Source organism: Flavobacteriales bacterium, from assembly GCA_020435415.1.
GTDB lineage: Bacteria > Bacteroidota > Bacteroidia > JACJYZ01 > JACJYZ01 > JACJYZ01.
The window spans coordinates 19,369-36,336 of the sequence record JAGQZQ010000002.1; the positions used below are offsets into that span (position 1 = coordinate 19,369).

Below are 16,968 nucleotides of genomic sequence, written 5' to 3' on the forward strand. Positions count from 1 at the left end.
CTTTTCCCGTGTCTCATTTTTGCTTTTATCCCGAAAGCACCAAATGATATGTTGCGATTGGCAGGTCTTCTGGCTCGTTCCGTTTCTGATGCCTTCCCATCCCGCACGTGCGGGACAGTGGCGTGGTTACAGAAACCAAATGGAACTTACAGCTGCGGGTACAGCCCCGGATTCACACCGGGTTCCCTATTCTCTCCGCCCACAAGATTTGGTGGACAAAGAACCAGTTCGCGAGCCAAATGTAGGTAATAATTTTTTCGGGGCAAAAAAGAAATGTTGACACAGGAAGCGTATCGTGGACAACTGTATGCTGTTGCACCACACTCGTGCTGATCATGTGGGACCTGGCAGGTTCGAACTGCCGACCTCTTGCCTGTCAAGCAAGCGCTCTGAACCAGCTGAGCTAAGGTCCCATATACCCCAGGCCGTCTGTTAAAAAAGCCCGGAGACCGGCAAAAGTAAACAACATTTCTTATTGTCACAATGAGCATAACCCTTTCTGTCCTTGTTCGTATACATGCCTTAATCCGTATTCGAAATCGGAGGTGAACAGCTTAGAACAATCAGGTGATTAAAAACCGTGTCCATTTCATTATTACCCTCATTACCGTAGTCTGGAGCTCCCAGATTTATGGACAGCGTTATCATTTTAAAAAATACTCGAACGAAGAAGGTCTGTCCCAATCCCAGGTACAGGCGGTGCTGGAAGATACCTACGGACATTTATGGGTTGCGACGAACGGAGGCGGTGTCAACCGGTTTGACGGAATGCAGTTTACCGTTTTCACGAATAAGGAAGGCTTACAGCACAATCATATCACCAAAATGTATGAAGACCCGGACCACCGGATCTGGTTCCTTACCGAGTATGCTGCAGGGGTTGCTGTTTTCGACGGAAGCCGGTTTACCATCATCAACAACAAATTGGGCCTTCCGGGCAACATGGCATACGATATTGTCTGCGACACACTAGGCAGAATCTGGCTTGCCACACCCGGCGGGATTTGCCAGGCCGACCCGCAAATGGGCATCAATGAACCGATGACAACCCGTAATGGTCTGCACAGGGACACCATCACCAACCTGTTCAAAGATAGCAGAGGATGGATATGGGGCTACAACCCCAAAAGGCCCGGAGCCACTCAGTTCAACATGAACTCATTCCAACCGCTCATCACCAACGGAAAGTTATTCAGTGATACCATTCTGGATATCGCCGAAGATCATGACCACGCCCTTTGGGTGAGAACCCCCAATGGAATTCAAAGGATTTTCATCGATGAAGGAAGCAATGACCATCGCATGAAGGTGATGATCGGAAAAGCAGAGTTAAAGGATACCCGGTTACGTTCCCTCATTTCAGATAAGGATGATAACATCTGGATCCTGACCGACAAAAACCTGCTGCATTGGGTGGATGGACAAATTGCGAGGGTTGAAAACAATATGTTGCCTGAAGCTGTACCCGATAATATGATCACCGATAATAACGGTAGCGTAGCCCTCATTTATAACCGCATCGGAAATGCGATATACCATAAGGAGAAATGGACCCTCTACCCCACTGACAATTCATTCATTGACAATCCGGTTAATTGCTTCCTGAAGGACACCCAGGGTACCCTATGGCTGGGCACCAACGGCGCTGGGATCATCAAGTATCCATCCCTTGCATTTAATTATTACGACAATGAAAATGGCATGTCCAGCAAGATCGTTTTCGGCATTGAAGAGGATAAGATGGGGCGGATGTGGTTCGGAACCCTTGGCCGGGGCATCACGGTATATGACGGTCTGCATTTCAGTTATTACAACAAAAGCAATGGCTTCCCTTCCAACAGTGTATGGTCCATTACCCGGGATCAGGACGGTATCTTGTGGTTCGGTACTTCGGATGGACTGGTAAGATATGACGGTAAAAACTTTCGCACATTTACCACAAAAGACGGACTATTAAGCAACACTGTTTTTGTGGTAAAAACCGATTCTCAGAACCGGTTGTGGATCGCATACAGTGAGAATGGCTTCTCCGTTTACGATCGTAAAAGTTTCCGTCACTATACAGAAGCGGACGGCGTGGAACGGGTGGCTATGAGTTTCACCGAAAATCGTGACAGCAGCATATGGGTAGCAACCGATGGACAGGGCCTGTTGCATCTGACAAAAAAAGGCATCAAAATCCTCAATGCCCAGCAAGGTCTTTCATCAGACTACCTGATGTGGGTCACACACGACTCAGAAGATAACTTATGGATCGCTACACAGGATAATGGTATCGTAAAATACGATGGCCATGATTTCCTGCGAATCAACACCACCAACGGTTTGAGCCATAATGCGGTCATGTCGCTCATGTTTGACAGGGATGGAAATCTGTGGGCAGGCACAAACATGGGGCTCAACAAAATCTCTTTTAACGATTTCGGAAATGTCAAGAACATCAGGCACTATCAGAAACTGGATGGTTTTGTGGGAATCGAATGCAATTCAGGAGCGATCATGCAGGATAGCCGCGGCAAGATATGGATCGGATCCTCTGTCCTGGTCAGATATGACCCCGAACTTGACATCCAGAATTCAATCCCACCCAAAACGCATATCACGAAGGTAAAACTGTTCTTCAAGGATCTCGACCTTTCGATCTATGCAGATAGCATGAGGCCTTTGTACAATGTCCCCTACTCCATCACCCTGCCATATGATCAGAATCACCTGACCATTGAGTTTATCGGCATCAGTCTGAAGGTACCTGAAAAGATCATCTACTATTATAAGATGGAAGGACTGGACAAAGACTGGTCGCCATATGACTCCAAAACGGAAGCACGTTATTCCAGTATCCCACCCGGAAACTACACCTTTATGGTGCTTGCCCGAAACGAGGATAAGGTATGGAATGACATGCCAGTGACCATGCAGATTACCATCCTTCCTCCGCCCTGGCAAACCTGGTATTTCTATGTGCTTTGCGCCATCATCTTTGCCCTGATAGCCTATGCTCTGGTACGTTGGCGTGTGCGGAGCTTCAAGCGGGCGCAGCAACACCTTGAGGAAAAAGTCACGGAACGGACGGAAACAATCACGCGTCAGAAGAACGAACTGGAGTTTGCCTACAACGAGATCCGCGATAGTATCAAATACGCCAGACGTATACAGGAATCGATCCTTCCCCCTAAAGATGTGGTCAAATCACTCCTTCCGGATGCATTTGTTCTTTACCGTCCGAAAGACATTGTCTCAGGGGACTTTTACTGGATAGATCAAAAGGGAGATGTCGTGATGATCGCTGCGGTAGACTGCACCGGGCATGGCGTACCGGGCGCATTCATGAGTATCATGGGACATAGCAAACTCAACCAGGTGGTCAGTCACCTCGGAGATAAAGTAGATGCAGCTGAGATTCTGAACAACCTGAACACCGAGGTCTCCAATTCGCTCAAGAAATCTTCCCTGGAAGAAAGCGCCAAAGACGGGATGGACATCACGTTTTGTGCCATCAACTTACAAACGCGGGAATTGCAATTTGCCGGTGCATACAATCCGCTATACCTGATCAGGGATGGCATTTTCAGAGAGGTAAAGGGTGATAAATTCCCGATTGGTATTTTCCTTGGCAAACAAACGCTGCCGTTTACAAACCATACCCTGAAGTTACAGGAGAACGACGTCTTCTACCTGTTCTCAGATGGTTACGTAGACCAGTTCGGCGGTCCCCGCAACAAAAAGTTCATGTCTGCCAGGTTCAAGAGCCTGCTCATGGACATTTACCATCTTCCTATGGAAGAGCAATCCACGATCCTGGAAGAAAACCTGGATGAATGGCGGAATGGCTCCGAACAGGTGGATGATATCCTGGTGATGGGGGTCAGGGTATGACCGCACGTGCCTTCACGTACTGAAACTGTTCGTAAACCTTTTTGTTTTCAATAAAGTCATTCTTGTAAGCGGGCCCCTGTACTGCGATCTGTTCGAACTCAAAGCTTACGGAAGCAGGATCCACACCACGTTTTTTCAACTCTTCCACAATCTTGGCCTTCAGTGCATCCGCCCGGCTTTTTGCCAGGGCATCATTCGAAGGATACCGATGGGTAGGCACATGAGAAGCACTTGATGAAATGATCACCTTCACCCCTTTCGGAGCCGGCAGATATGTTGCCAGGGCGGTGATGAATTTGTTGAAGGATGGGTCCGCATCAGGTACGCCCTTCTTGTCGTATGTATAAAACTTCTCATACGGCTCAACAACCAAAGCCTGCTGGCTTCCGCTCCTGACACGGCGGGGGGATTCAACCGTTCCGGTGATTTGAAGTATCTCCGGCTCACCGCTTGCTGTTGAAAACACGATGAGTTGTTTTTGAAAGGGACCCGGGTGCCCCTTCGGATCATACACCGCCCAGACTATGGTCGTATCACCGGGAGGAATAGGGTCGGTTGTCCAGTCAGGTGTGGTGCAGCCACATGAGGCCGTTACCTGATTGATCACAATATCCCCATTGCTGTTGTTGATCATTAAAAAACCGTGCTTCACTGAACCGCTGTCTTCATAGATCACACCAAAATCGTGTATGCGTTCCGGGAAAATGGCCTTTTGTGCAGCAACATTAGAAAGACCTGCAGACCACATCAGGATTATCAAAAGAATGTTTTTCATAGCTAACTGTTTCAACAGGACCATTATCTCAACATAACGATTTACTTCCCAAAAGTAATGCGTTCATCTTGCATAATGAAGGCAAGATCATATCAAATGACAGGTTTGCCTAAATTATAGTTCATTAACACCGACCGGCACCTTCAGGACACATTTTTACCGTATTTTGTGCAAATGAAGGATTCATCAGAGTTCCGGCGGTTCTTATACAGAAACATTTTGCGTGCAGCTGTATGGTTGATTGCAGTTGTTATTGTTATTATTTTCTGGAATCGCCTGGTTCCGGAGGATTTGCTGGCAACCATCAAAGCCTATACCTCCAATCCCTTTCCGATATTCCTGGTCTTTTTTATTTCAGAGACCATCATCGGAATTCTTCCACCGGAGCTATTTATCGGCTGGGCGCTTTCCCATGAAGAGATTCCTTTCGCAGTGAATGTATTGTTTCTGAGCATGGTCTCCTACCTGGCCGGGATCCTCGCTTACGGAATGGGGCGTTGGATCCGGAACTTCTCCTATGTAAGGATCAGGCTGCGTGCAAAGAAGGTCCGGAATTATGTTCAGTATTATGAACGATGGGGAGGATTGCTCATCATCATTTCAGCTGTTACGCCTGTCCCGTTTGCTACGATCAGTCTCATCTCCGGAACATTCAGCTTCGGAATATGGCGCTACCTCCTATACTCTTCCGTTCGTTTTGCACGGTTTGCGATGGTGGCTTACATCATCTTCCGGGCCTCGGCATTATAAATAAAAAAAGGCTGCCCGACCGGACAACCTTTTCTCAGAATTCTTGCTATCGTTTATTGAACGGGTGCCGGACCTTCGACCTCCTCTACAAACGCGGTAATATTCACACGTGTTTGTGCAGGCTCGGTATTGGCGGTAACAGTCACCGTTTTTGTTTGATTTCCCTTTTGGGTACCAGGCTTGTATTCTACATTGATGACACCGGTTTTACCTGGAGCGATCGGTTCTTTCGGATAATCCGGTACGGTACATCCGCAGGAGCCGGTTGCATTGCTGATGATCAGCGGATGCTCACCGGTATTGGTGAACTTGAAAGTATGCTTGTTGGTTGAATGCTGAGGCACGTTACCAAAATCAAAACTTTCCTCTTCAAACTTAATACCGGTGGTAGGACCGGCCGGAACCGGAGGTGTAGCAGGCTGGTTAAAGTCCGGCTGTTGCAATGGGTTGGTAGCCGGCTGGGCAGATGACATTGCTGTATTTGCTCCTACCGTGGCATTTCCCGAATTACCACCATTCAGCTGGAGTGCGGTTTGCACGATCAGCGTTGCAGCAATCAGGCCCAATAAACCTAGTTTGATTTGCTCGTTCATATCATTTGGGGTTTGAATTTACTTTCACAATGTAAAGCAAAAGTAAAAAAAATGAATTGTTCCTGCCTTTGAATGGATTGTTAATTTTTGCAAACCATTCAGGAGACCCCCTCCTTCACATTCACCTTTGGTGCTGCTGCAAGTATCTCTTCACTGGCAAACGTTGCGAATTTCTCGAAGTTCTTATTGAACTTCGCAGCAAGTTCGGATGCCATTGCATCATAGGCTGCCGCATCTTTCCAGGTCTTTCTGGGGTCCAGAATCTCATCGGGAACATCCGGACAGGTTGCTGGTACCTCCACACCAAATACAGGATGTTTGGTAAAGGTCGCATCGTCGAGTTTTCCTTCAAGTGCTGCATTGATCATGGCACGGGTGAAGCGCAGTTTGATCCGTTCGCCAACACCATAATTTCCTCCGGACCATCCGGTATTGATCAGCCAGACACGGGTATTGTTTTTCTTCATTTTTTCTCCCAGCATTTCCGCATACTTTGTAGGGTGTAAGGGAAGAAACGGTGCGCCAAAACAAGCGGAAAATGTTGCCTGAGGTTCATTCACTCCGACTTCCGTTCCGGCCACCTTGGCGGTATATCCGGAAATGAAGTGGTACATCGCCTGACCGGATGTTAGTCTGGATACCGGAGGCAATACGCCAAATGCATCAGCGGTGAGAAAGAAGATATTTTCAGGAATCCCTCCAATAGAAGGTGTTGCAATATTCTCAATGAAATCAATGGGATAAGCAGCACGCGTATTTTGCGTTTTTGTCACATTGCAAAAATCCACCGAGGTGGTTTGCGGATGGAATTCCACGTTCTCCAGCAATGTACCAAACTTAATGGCATGGTAAATTTCCGGCTCACGTTCTTCAGACAGGTCAATACACTTGGCATAGCATCCACCTTCAAAGTTAAAGACACTTTTATCGCTCCATCCATGCTCATCATCGCCGATGAGCTTGCGTTCCGGATCGGCAGACAACGTGGTTTTTCCCGTACCGGACAATCCGAAGAACACAGCAGTATCCCCTTTTTGTCCGATGTTAGAAGAACAGTGCATCGCCAATACATTTTTTTGATGGGGCAATACAAAATTCAGAACAGAAAATATTCCTTTTTTGATCTCTCCGGTATACGCCGTTCCACCGATCAGGATCACCTTTCTGGTGAAATTCAGGATGGCAAAATTCGGGTTCCGTGTGCCGTCCTTCTCCGGATCCGCATAAAACCCGGGGGCGGCTACAACCGTCCATTCCGGATCAAACGTCATTAGCTCTTCTCTTTCAGGCCTCAGGAAGAGATTATGGGCAAAAAGATTTTGCCATGGAAATTCCGTCAGCACCCGGATGTTGGTGCGATACTCTGGTTCTGCACAGGCATACGCATCTCGCACATAAACCTCTTTACCGGACAGGTAAGCCATGACCTTATCGTAAAGCCGATCGAATTTCTCCGCATCATAAGGCTGATTGATATCACCCCACCAAACCGCTTCTTCGGTGATGGCATCCTTCACGATATACCGGTCTTTGGGACTTCTCCCTGTAAATTCTCCGGTATCAATGACAAGGGCCCCTGTATCGGCCAGGAGCCCTTCACCCCTGATCAGGGTTTCTTCTACTAATTCTGCCGGACTCAGGTTCCAGTAAGCTGCGGTTACGTGATGTAATCCAAGGTCTTTAACACTCGCGTCCGGAGCTTTAATTCCGTGTTCATTCATGACTCTCGACTGTTGGTTCTCGCTCTATTTTTTGGAAAGAAAGCACAAAAGTATACGAAAAATCCTTACAAACCGGCCTTTTCCGTGATCTTCTATTCACAATTGTGATACTTTTTTTCACATTAATACAATATTCGTCATTGGAAATCAATAAGGGATAATACTGGCAAAGTCCTATCAATGTTACATTTAGAACAAATCTCTTTTAGGAAGTCCGACGGACGCCCAAAACCAGGCATAACCAGCCCGTGATCAGCATCAGTCCACCCAACGGTGTCACCGGACCCAACCACATCAAACCTGCCAAGCCGGTAATCTCACGTGTACTCAACAAGTACAACGAACCGCTGAAACAAACAATGCCGGCCAAAAACGCCAGAAAGGAAATGCGTAACCATCGCTCGTTTATTTTATCTGAAAGTGCGGCCAATGCGAGTAAGGCCAGACTATGAAACATATGATACTGGGTTGCTGTCGTAAAGGCATGTCCGTGTGCTTCACTAACCATCGGAACAATTTTATGAGCGCCCAGAGCGCCCAGGGCCACCGCTAGTGCTCCGGAAATTCCGGACCAAAGGATGATACGATTTTGCAAAAGTTTGGTCATGGTGCAAAGATAGTAGATAGTAGTTAGTACGAGACGCGTTGAGATTAGAGGGAGGGTTTGATCCGGTGCACGTGGGGGATGTGTTATTTGGTGATGTGGTGAGGTGGTGATTTGGTGATTTGGTGATTTAGTGATGTGGTGATTTGTCCCGTCGATGTTATGCAGAGAATATACAGTGCATACAAATCCCTCGCGTCTGGATAACAGGATGTGAGGAATTCAATCATCACACCAGCCTGCACTGTCCTAAGCTTCGGCTGGCAGGTTTTCAAATTGATGAATTTTCAAATCGTCACATTAGCACATGATAGCATTCATCTCTTATTAATGCTACACGCCGGATCCTCTTATCAAGCCCGGCAACTGCCTACTGCCTACTATCTACTATCTACTATCTACTATCTACTAAACACCCTCTCCCCAACATTTATTAGCTTAGTCCCGGCAAAATCATTCCTTAGTTTATACATCATGAAAAAAATTCTCGTGCTGGGCGCCGGCAAATCGGCTTCATCATTAATCAAATACCTGCTGGATAATGTTTCCGGAAACCAATGGCAGATTACCGTCGCTGATGTTTCGGAATCCATGGCCAGAAAAAAAACCGGTGACCATGCTCACGCACAAGCAGTCGCACTGGATGTGACCAGTGAGGAAGAACGAACGAAAGCGATACATAAGCATGACATTGTCTTATCTCTCCTGCCTCCACAATTACATGAACTTGCCGCCAAAACCGCGTTGGAAGTGGGTAGAAATCTGGTGACCGCCTCATACACCTCCACCAACATGCAGCAACTTGACAGTGAGGTGCGCAGGAAAGGGCTGATCTTTCTGAATGAGTGTGGACTTGATCCGGGCATCGACCACATGTCCGCCATGAAAGCCATTGACCATATCAAAGCGTCCGGCGGAGAACTGATTGCATTCCGATCATACACGGGAGGATTGGTGGCACCGGAATCCGCCGACAATCCATGGGCCTATAAATTTACATGGAACCCAAGGAATGTTGTCATGGCCGGACAAGGAACTGCCAAATTCATTGAAGACGGAAAGTACCGCTATATACCATACAGCAGGCTATTCACGGATACCGTGCCTATCGAGGTGAAGGGCCACGGTCGCTTTGAAGGATATGCCAACCGTGATTCGCTTCTTTACCGAAAAGCATATGGGATTGAAAACATCCCTACGCTGATCAGAGGTACGCTTAGGGTAGATGGCTTTTGCAAAGCCTGGGATGCGCTGATCAAATTAGGGTGGACCGATGATTCATGCATCATACATAATGACAACCTCACCTATACGGATTTGCTGGAAGCTTATCTACCAAAGGGAAACGGTGATATCAAAGCAAGGGTCATGCAATTCCTAAACCCGGAAGAGGACCCCGGACTGACCGAACGGCTGGAATACCTGGGCCTCTTCGATCACATTCCCCTGAAAGGTGATCATAAAACCGCCGCTGTGTTCCTTCAGGAACTCCTTGAACAAAAGTGGGCTCTGGGAGAAAAGGATATCGACATGATCGTGATGCAGCACCAATTCACCTACATGCAAGAAGGAAACAAAAAACACCTTACTTCAAGTCTGGTGGTCAAAGGCGATGATGCCACTTACACCGCCATGGCCAAGACCGTGGGTATTCCTATGGGCATTGCAGCAAAATTAATCTTACAGGATAAAATACAATCACGGGGTGTAATGATACCTGTGAGCCAGGAAATTTACCAACCTGTTCTGGAAGAACTGGAATCTCTGGGTATCGGTTTTACAGAAGAAGAGGTCCCGGCGGAAGCTTAACTTTCCAATGGAAATTATTCGGCAGCGTTCCCGTTGCTGTCGTTGGAATCATATACCTCTTTGAGGCCTTCAGGGATAAACATGGTGATTGATCGTAGTTCGCGATTGACGTTCGCTACCCACTCCCGATTCAATGGCACCAGACGCTCAGTTCCCTTGTCATCCAATTGCAGGACAGGCTGCCCCGGGCGCTCCATCACCTCCGTGACCGTTCCATAGGAAATACCGTGTGTATCTATCACTTCAAAACCGATCACTTCATAGAAGTAAAAGTCATTGCCAACTTTTTCGGGAAGGGTTTCCAGCGGCAGAAACACCGCTTTTCCGATAAGTGGTTCCACCTCGGACGACGTGGCTAGATCCTCAAAAGCCAGGATGGCTTCATGGTCGTTACGCAGATTAACACCTCGTAAAAAAAAAGGAAGTAGTCTACCATCTTGTTCGATGTACACTACTTCCTGATTTAAAATATATTCGGGATGATCTGCGTCCAGTTTAAGGAGAACCTCTCCCTGGTAGCCGTGGCACTTCTTCACATAACCCAACACATAGCCTTCGTGCGGCTCCATGGTGCGCAGACTTATGCCTTCTCTTCAGCGCTATCTTCAGCCTTTGGGGCTTCCTCTGCAGGGGCAGCAGCCTCTGCTTCAGCGGCAGGTGCTTCGGGAGCGGCAGCTTCAGGAGCATTTGCTTCGGCTTCCTTCTTCTTAGCTTCTGCCTTGGCCTTGGCTTTTGCTTCTTTCCTGGACTGTTGCTTGTTTACTTTTTCCTCCGCACGCTTCTCTTTACCACTCACCCAGGCACTGAATTTCTTCTCGGCATCCTCTGCCGTCAAAGCGCCCTTGGTCACACCCTGATCGAGATGCTTCTTCAACATCACACCTTCCTGTGACAGGAGTACGCGGCAGGTATCGGAGGGCTGTGCACCCTTCTTTACCCATTCCACGGCACTGTCGAAGTTCAAGGTCACAATGGCCTTCTCGTGATTGGGATCATAGCTGCCCAGTCTTTGGATGAAACGTCCGTTTCTGGGGGAACGACTATCGGTTACCACAATGTGGTAAAAAGGACGCTTCCGTCTTCCGTGTCGTTGTAATCTGATCTTTACTGACATAAGTTCGATTCTGTTTGCTAAAAACAATAGCCCTGAAAGGGGGTGCAAAGATGCAACAAATACCAAAAACAAGCAAACAATTGCGAAACTTTAGATTTTGAGCGGGAAACACCGGCCATTACGGGACCACGACACTTTTCAATACTTTTCAACACCGGCGCGTGCCCACCCTCTTGATTTGTAACTTTGTTAGCCCGTACAAGTCGTCTTCCGAACCAATAATTATCGCATATGCCTACCTTTTCCCATCTGCACGTTCACACCCAGTTTTCCCTGCTTGATGGCGCTTCCGACATCTCAAAGTTAATGGAAAAGGCAAAAGCAGACGGCATGCCCGCCGTGGCCCTGACCGACCATGGCAATATGTTTGGAGCATTCAAATTCGTGGCAGAAGCCAACAAAGCAGGGGTCAAACCCATTGTCGGCTGCGAATTTTATGTGGTGGAAGACCGATTCAGAAAGACATTCACGAAGGAAAACAGAGATCATCGTTATCACCAGCTATTGCTGGCAAAGAATGAAGATGGATACCGCAACTTGTCTAAGTTATGCTCCCTCGGATACATTGACGGCCTTTACAGCAAATGGCCCCGGATAGATAAGGAAATTCTGCTTCAATATAAAGATGGCCTGATCGCCACCACTTGTTGTATTGGCGCGGAAGTTCCACAAGCCATCATACACAAGGGGGAAGAGGAAGCGGAGAAAATATTCCGCTCCTGGCTGGATATTTTCGGGGAAGACTACTACATCGAATTACAACGGCACCACATCAACAATATAGATAATACCGGTGTCAGCCAGGAAGACATCAACCAGCTCCTACTTAAATGGGCGGCAAAGTATAATGTTAAAACCATCGCCACCAACGATTCACATTACACAGACCAGGTGGATGCGGAAGCCCACGACATCCTGTTGTGTGTCAATACGGGAGAATTAAAAAGCAAGCCGGTGGGTGACGGTCAGGGTTTCCGTTTCGGCTTTCCAAACAATGAGTTCTTTTTCAAGAGCCAGGCGGAGATGGCAAAATTGTTCAGCGACCTACCGGAAGCACTGGACAACACCAATGAGATCGTGGATAAGATCACTCCGCCTCAATTAAAAAGAGATATCCTCCTACCGAATTTCATACTCCCCGAAGGATTTCAAACTGAAGATGACTACCTGAAACACCTGACCTTTGAGGGTGCAAAAAAACGTTACCATGAGGTAACTGCAGAGACTGAGGAACGCCTGAACCATGAGCTGAATATCATTAAGACGATGGGCTTTGCCGGATACTTCCTCATCGTTCAGGATTTCATCGCAGCAGGCCGGAATCTGGGTGTCTCCGTCGGGCCCGGACGCGGATCCGCTGCGGGATCTGCCGTGGCATTCTGCATAGGCATCACCAACATTGACCCCATCAAATATGACCTGCTGTTCGAACGCTTCCTCAACCCGGAACGTGTCTCCATGCCTGATATCGACATCGATTTTGATGATGAAGGCAGACAAAAGGTCATTGACTATGTCGTGGATAAATACGGCCGGCAACAGGTAGCTCAGATCATCACCTTTGGAACCATGGCCGCAAAATCATCCATCCGTGACGTGGCACGTGTTATGGACTTTCCTTTGGCAGATTCGGACCGGCTTGCCAAACTGATACCTGAAACACCAGGCATCAGTCTGAAAAGGGCATTTGATGAAGTACCCGAGTTAAAAGACGCCCGGAAAAAAGATGATAGCCAGGGAGCTGTTCTGAAATTAGCCGAACAACTGGAAGGATCTGTTCGCAACAGCGGAATCCACGCCGCCGGAATTATCATTGCCCCGGACGATATCACCAAGTACATTCCGGTGTGTACCTCAAAAGATACCGATCTTTGGGTCACCCAATTCGATGGCAAATACATCGAAGATGCCGGCATGCTGAAGATGGACTTCCTGGGCCTCAAAACCCTGACCATCATTAAGGATGCCATAGATATTATCCGATTAAGGCATCAGATCCACATCGATCCGGATGAGATCCCACTGGATGATCTTAAAACATTTGAATTATACCAGAAGGGTGATACCATCGGAACTTTCCAGTTCGAATCGGAAGGTATGCGTACCTACCTCCGTGACCTGAAGCCCACGAACATTGAGGACCTTATCGCCATGAACGCATTGTACCGGCCGGGTCCCATGGATTTCATCCCTCAATATATTTCCCGGAAGCACGGAAAAGAAAAGGTAGAATATCCTCATGAGTTGCTGGAAGGCATCCTGAAAAACACTTTCGGCATCATGGTTTACCAGGAGCAGATCATGCAAGCAGCCCAGATCATGGCTGGCTTCTCGCTCGGCGCTGCGGATCTTCTTCGAAGGGCCATGGGAAAGAAGAAGCACGATGTGATGGAACAGCAAAAAGCTGTATTCGTTGAAGGAGCCGGGCAAAAAGGAATCGACGCAAAGAAAGCTGCGGATGTTTTCGACGTGATGGCCAAGTTCGCATCATATGGTTTCAACCGTTCACACTCCGCCGCATATTCCGTGGTGGCCTATCAGACCGCATACCTCAAAGCCAATTACCCCGCCGAGTACATGGCCGCCGTGCTTACCAATAATATGAATGACATCAAGAAGATCAATTTCTTCATGGATGAATGCAAGCGGCAGAACATTCCCGTGCTGGGTCCTGATGTGAATGAAAGTTCACTCAAATTCACCGTGAACCCGGAAGGCGCCATCCGGTTTGGACTCGGCGCTGTGAAAGGCGTTGGTGAGGGCGCCGTACATGCCCTCATCGGGGAGCGCCAGGAAGAAGGTCACTATAGGAATATCTTTGACCTTGTTCGCCGGGTAAACCTCCGTGCCGCCAATAAAAAGTGCCTCGAAAGTCTGGCACAAGCAGGTGCATTCGATAGTTTCGAAGGTAGCCACCGTGCACAGTACTTCTATCAGGAAGCCAATGAGGGACCCATATTCCTGGAAAAGGTGATCCGTTTTGGAAGCACCTATCAGGAAGCCAAAACAAGTTCACAGACCTCCCTTTTCGGTGATGACGAATCGTTGATCCAGATCCCGGAGCCTTCCCTGCCCGATTGCGATACCTGGGGGAAGCTCGACAGGCTGCAAAAGGAAAAAGAAGTAACCGGCATTTATCTGTCGGGACATCCTTTGGACGACTACAAACTGGAAATGGACAGCTTCTGTACCTCCGGGGTGGAATCTCTCAAAGACCTCGATGCGCTCAAGAACAAAAGCATAAGTGTGGCAGGTGTGATCATCTCTGCCCGGCACCGGACCACCAAAAATGGCGTGCCCTTCGGCAGTTTTGTACTTGAGGATTTTTCGGATTCCATAACCTTAAACCTTTTCCAGGAAAGCTATATGAAGTTCAAGCATTTCCTGGAAACCGGCACATTCGTATTTATCAAAGGCAAGGTACAACCGCGGTTCCGAAACAGCGATAGCATGGAATTCTCCGTAACAGATATTCAGTTGCTTTCGGAGGTAAGGGAAAAGCTGGCCAAAACGATCGAGTTTAATCTGACACTTGGAGATATCTCTGATGAATGGGTGGAAAAGTTCACACAACTGGTAGATAAACATCCGGGCCCCTGCCGCATCAGGTTTAATATTACAGATCCATCGGAAAAATGGAAGATTTCCATGCCCTCCAAGAAAAAAAGCGTAAGCCTGAGCAAGGAGTTTATCGACTCACTGCAAGCCATGCAGGATCTGGAGTTTCAATTGAATTGATGACATTAACAGCATACAACACCCGGAACATGAATGTAAAAGCGTCGGGTTAATTTCATAATAAATGTCAAAATGTCACAGAATATACCATGGCAATGTTTTTGACTACGTATCTTTGTAAATAGAATTACTAACCTTTAAATTCAAGCAACAATGGCTTTAGAGATCACAGATTCAAACTTCCAGGAGGTGGTATTAAATTCGGACAAGCCTGTGCTGGTGGATTTTTGGGCAGAATGGTGCGGACCTTGCCGGATGGTAGGCCCGATCGTGGAAGAGCTGTCCAAAGATTATGACGGCAAGGCTGTGGTCGGCAAAATGAATGTGGACGACAACCCCGAAATTCCAATGAAATACGGGATCCGAAATATCCCAACCCTTCTCGTTTTCAAAAACGGAGAGATGGTTGACAAGCAGGTAGGCGCTGCACCCAAGTCCGTACTATCCGGAAAACTGGAAGCACAGATGTAAGGCAACATGCCACTGGTAACACCTAAACGGCAGGCAGATCGAAAGATCCCTGCCGTTTTTTTCATACCTTCACTACCATGAGTAATCACGGGCAAATAGACCTTCAAAGTCTGACGCATTTTGACAACCTGGAGCTGGTGGCCCGCCAGGTGGTGGAAGGCTTTATCACCGGGCTTCACAAAAGTCCGTTCCATGGATTTTCCGTTGAGTTCGCCGAACACCGACTTTACAACAAGGGAGAATCAACCCGGGACCTAGACTGGAAATTATTCGGGCGAACAGAAAAGTTGTTCGTGAAACGGTATGAAGAAGAAACGAATCTCCGCTGCCAGATCGTAATTGACAATTCTTCATCCATGTATTTCCCCTATGATGAATTCAATGAATCCGGCCAGCCCTTCAATAAAATGGTGTTCTCGGTATATGCTGCGGCCGCGCTCATCCAGCTGTTTCGCAAGCAACGGGATGCGGTAGGCCTGAGCCTGTTTTCTGAACAACTGGAAATGAATACCGAAGCCCGTTCAAGCTCCCTGCATACCAAACGGTTGTTTCATGAACTGGAGAAATTGCTTGTTCCGGCAGACCGGAATGACCGAAAACCAACAGCTGCCAGCGGCGTATTGCATGAGATCGCTGAGAAGCTACATAAGCGTTCACTGGTCATCATCTTCAGCGACATGATGGAGTCTTCAGGTGACCCTGAGGCCGTATTCTCTGCACTTCAACACCTGCGCCATAATAAGCACGAAGTTCTCCTTTTTCATGTGACAGATAAAAAACGGGAAGTGGATTTCGACTATGACAACCGCCCATACCGATTCATTGACGTTGAAAGCGGCGAGGAATTGAAACTGCACCCCAAGGAAGTCAGGGAGCAATACAGAGAGCAGGTGGGTAAGTTTTTCAAGGAACTCAAAATACGATGCGGCCAGTACCAGATTGATTTCATTGATGCGGATATCCGGGAAGGGTTCCGGCAGGTGCTTCTACCCTACCTTCTAAAACGGCAAAAGCTATATTGAACGATATGTTAACTTTGTTCAATCAAAGCGATGCCGAAAAAAAAGGACAAACGAACGATCGGAAGGAAAGACAAGATTGACCTTCCGGACCTGGACCTGATCGACCTGGATGCCAAAGTAGATACAGGCGCCTACACCTCCGCTTTACATTGTCATAACTTCTCTACCAAAAAGGTAAAAGGCAAGGAGTGGGTTTGCTTTCAGCTCCTCGACCCCGAACACCCATTGTACAACGAACAGACTTACAGTCTTCCGGTACACACACGCCGGACCATCAAGAATTCCTTCGGATCAAGTGAAGAACGCTTCACAATCCTGACCACCATTGTGATCTTCGGAAAAAAACGCCCTATTGAAATGTCACTTTCCAACCGCAGTGACCTCAGGCATCCGGTACTTCTCGGCAGAAAATTTCTGAGGAGCAAGTTTGTAGTCGATGTCAATAAGTTCAATCTTTCATACCGGTTAAAACAGAAGCCTGACTAAGGTCCTCCA

13 protein-coding genes, 1 tRNA gene and 1 riboswitch are annotated in these 16,968 nt (G+C 47.7%); of the genes, 7 read left to right on the plus strand and 7 right to left on the minus strand.

Annotated features, from left to right (window positions below):
• Positions 1-41: 41 nt before the first annotated feature.
• A riboswitch (cobalamin riboswitch) is annotated at positions 42-243 on the minus strand.
• A gap of 95 nt (positions 244-338) precedes the next feature.
• Positions 339-413, minus strand: a tRNA-Val gene (locus KDD36_00810).
• A gap of 154 nt (positions 414-567) precedes the next feature.
• Here KDD36_00810 and KDD36_00815 point away from each other — a divergent pair.
• The gene (locus KDD36_00815; GenBank protein ID MCB0395159.1) at positions 568-3,876 is read left to right on the plus strand and encodes a SpoIIE family protein phosphatase; all 3,309 of its coding nucleotides are present in this window, start codon (positions 568-570) and stop codon (positions 3,874-3,876) included.
• On the opposite strand, the gene KDD36_00820 is transcribed toward KDD36_00815, so the two are convergent.
• Positions 3,866-4,651, minus strand: a complete 786-nt coding sequence (locus tag KDD36_00820; protein ID MCB0395160.1) for a DUF1573 domain-containing protein — start codon at positions 4,649-4,651, stop codon at positions 3,866-3,868. The two genes, KDD36_00815 and KDD36_00820, sit on opposite strands and share 11 nt — an antisense overlap.
• Before the next feature lie 219 nt (positions 4,652-4,870).
• Between KDD36_00820 and KDD36_00825 the strand changes: the two genes are divergently transcribed.
• Positions 4,871-5,401 (plus strand): hypothetical protein, encoded by a 531-nt coding sequence (locus KDD36_00825; GenBank protein ID MCB0395161.1) that lies wholly within the window; start codon positions 4,871-4,873, stop codon positions 5,399-5,401.
• A 53-nt stretch (positions 5,402-5,454) separates the two neighbouring features.
• Here KDD36_00825 and KDD36_00830 read toward each other — a convergent pair whose 3' ends face one another.
• The 3 genes from KDD36_00830 to KDD36_00840 all read right to left on the minus strand — a co-directional run bounded on the left by KDD36_00830 (position 5,455) and on the right by KDD36_00840 (position 8,322).
• The gene (locus KDD36_00830; protein MCB0395162.1) at positions 5,455-5,874 is read right to left on the minus strand and encodes a DUF1573 domain-containing protein; all 420 of its coding nucleotides are present in this window, start codon (positions 5,872-5,874) and stop codon (positions 5,455-5,457) included.
• Between the two features lie 218 nt (positions 5,875-6,092).
• Positions 6,093-7,715 carry a phosphoenolpyruvate carboxykinase (ATP) gene (pckA, locus tag KDD36_00835; GenBank protein MCB0395163.1) on the minus strand — a complete coding sequence of 541 codons (1,623 nt, stop codon included), beginning with the start codon at positions 7,713-7,715 and terminating at the stop codon, positions 6,093-6,095.
• A 205-nt stretch (positions 7,716-7,920) separates the two neighbouring features.
• The gene (locus tag KDD36_00840; GenBank protein ID MCB0395164.1) at positions 7,921-8,322 is read right to left on the minus strand and encodes a DUF423 domain-containing protein; all 402 of its coding nucleotides are present in this window, start codon (positions 8,320-8,322) and stop codon (positions 7,921-7,923) included.
• Between the two features lie 471 nt (positions 8,323-8,793).
• On the opposite strand from KDD36_00840, the gene KDD36_00845 reads away from it, so the two are divergent.
• On the plus strand, positions 8,794-10,128 hold the full coding sequence (locus KDD36_00845) for a saccharopine dehydrogenase NADP-binding domain-containing protein (protein ID MCB0395165.1): 1,335 nt from the start codon (positions 8,794-8,796) through the stop codon (positions 10,126-10,128).
• 14 nt (positions 10,129-10,142) lie between these two features.
• On the opposite strand, the gene rimM is transcribed toward KDD36_00845, so the two are convergent.
• Together rimM and KDD36_00855 are read right to left on the minus strand one after the other, a co-directional pair.
• A complete protein-coding gene (gene rimM / locus KDD36_00850; protein MCB0395166.1) occupies positions 10,143-10,697 on the minus strand; it encodes a 16S rRNA processing protein RimM in 555 nt (184 codons plus the stop codon).
• Between the two features lie 11 nt (positions 10,698-10,708).
• Complete coding sequence (locus KDD36_00855) at positions 10,709-11,242, minus strand: 30S ribosomal protein S16 (GenBank protein MCB0395167.1); 534 nt, start codon at positions 11,240-11,242, stop codon at positions 10,709-10,711.
• Between the two features lie 231 nt (positions 11,243-11,473).
• Here KDD36_00855 and dnaE point away from each other — a divergent pair, with 231 nt between their 5' ends.
• The 4 genes from dnaE to KDD36_00875 all read left to right on the plus strand — a co-directional run bounded on the left by dnaE (position 11,474) and on the right by KDD36_00875 (position 16,959).
• Positions 11,474-14,980 (plus strand): DNA polymerase III subunit alpha, encoded by a 3,507-nt coding sequence (gene dnaE, locus KDD36_00860; GenBank protein ID MCB0395168.1) that lies wholly within the window; start codon positions 11,474-11,476, stop codon positions 14,978-14,980.
• A gap of 153 nt (positions 14,981-15,133) precedes the next feature.
• On the plus strand, positions 15,134-15,451 hold the full coding sequence (gene trxA / locus KDD36_00865) for a thioredoxin (GenBank protein ID MCB0395169.1): 318 nt from the start codon (positions 15,134-15,136) through the stop codon (positions 15,449-15,451).
• 77 nt (positions 15,452-15,528) lie between these two features.
• Entirely contained in the window at positions 15,529-16,473 is a 945-nt protein-coding gene (locus KDD36_00870) for a DUF58 domain-containing protein (protein MCB0395170.1), read from the plus strand.
• Positions 16,474-16,503: 30 nt separating this feature from the next.
• Positions 16,504-16,959: an ATP-dependent zinc protease gene (locus KDD36_00875; protein MCB0395171.1), complete on the plus strand. Its 456-nt coding sequence runs from the start codon at positions 16,504-16,506 to the stop codon at positions 16,957-16,959.
• Positions 16,960-16,968: the final 9 nt, after the last annotated feature.

Excerpts from the sequence above, each read along its gene's own strand:
- KDD36_00830 (MCB0395162.1), bottom strand. The coding sequence starts at position 5,874 with ATGTCATCTGCCCAGCCGGCTACCAACCCATTGCAACAGCCGGACTTT.
- pckA (MCB0395163.1), bottom strand. The coding sequence starts at position 7,715 with ATGAATGAACACGGAATTAAAGCTCCGGACGCGAGTGTTAAAGACCTT.
- KDD36_00845 (MCB0395165.1), top strand. The coding sequence starts at position 8,794 with ATGAAAAAAATTCTCGTGCTGGGCGCCGGCAAATCGGCTTCATCATTA.
- KDD36_00840 (MCB0395164.1), bottom strand. The coding sequence starts at position 8,322 with ATGACCAAACTTTTGCAAAATCGTATCATCCTTTGGTCCGGAATTTCC.
- dnaE (MCB0395168.1), top strand. The coding sequence starts at position 11,474 with ATGCCTACCTTTTCCCATCTGCACGTTCACACCCAGTTTTCCCTGCTT.
- rimM (MCB0395166.1), bottom strand. The coding sequence starts at position 10,697 with ATGGAGCCGCACGAAGGCTATGTGTTGGGTTATGTGAAGAAGTGCCAC.
- KDD36_00875 (MCB0395171.1), top strand. The coding sequence starts at position 16,504 with ATGCCGAAAAAAAAGGACAAACGAACGATCGGAAGGAAAGACAAGATT.
- KDD36_00855 (MCB0395167.1), bottom strand. The coding sequence starts at position 11,242 with ATGTCAGTAAAGATCAGATTACAACGACACGGAAGACGGAAGCGTCCT.
- KDD36_00870 (MCB0395170.1), top strand. The coding sequence starts at position 15,529 with ATGAGTAATCACGGGCAAATAGACCTTCAAAGTCTGACGCATTTTGAC.
- KDD36_00820 (MCB0395160.1), bottom strand. The coding sequence starts at position 4,651 with ATGAAAAACATTCTTTTGATAATCCTGATGTGGTCTGCAGGTCTTTCT.
- trxA (MCB0395169.1), top strand. The coding sequence starts at position 15,134 with ATGGCTTTAGAGATCACAGATTCAAACTTCCAGGAGGTGGTATTAAAT.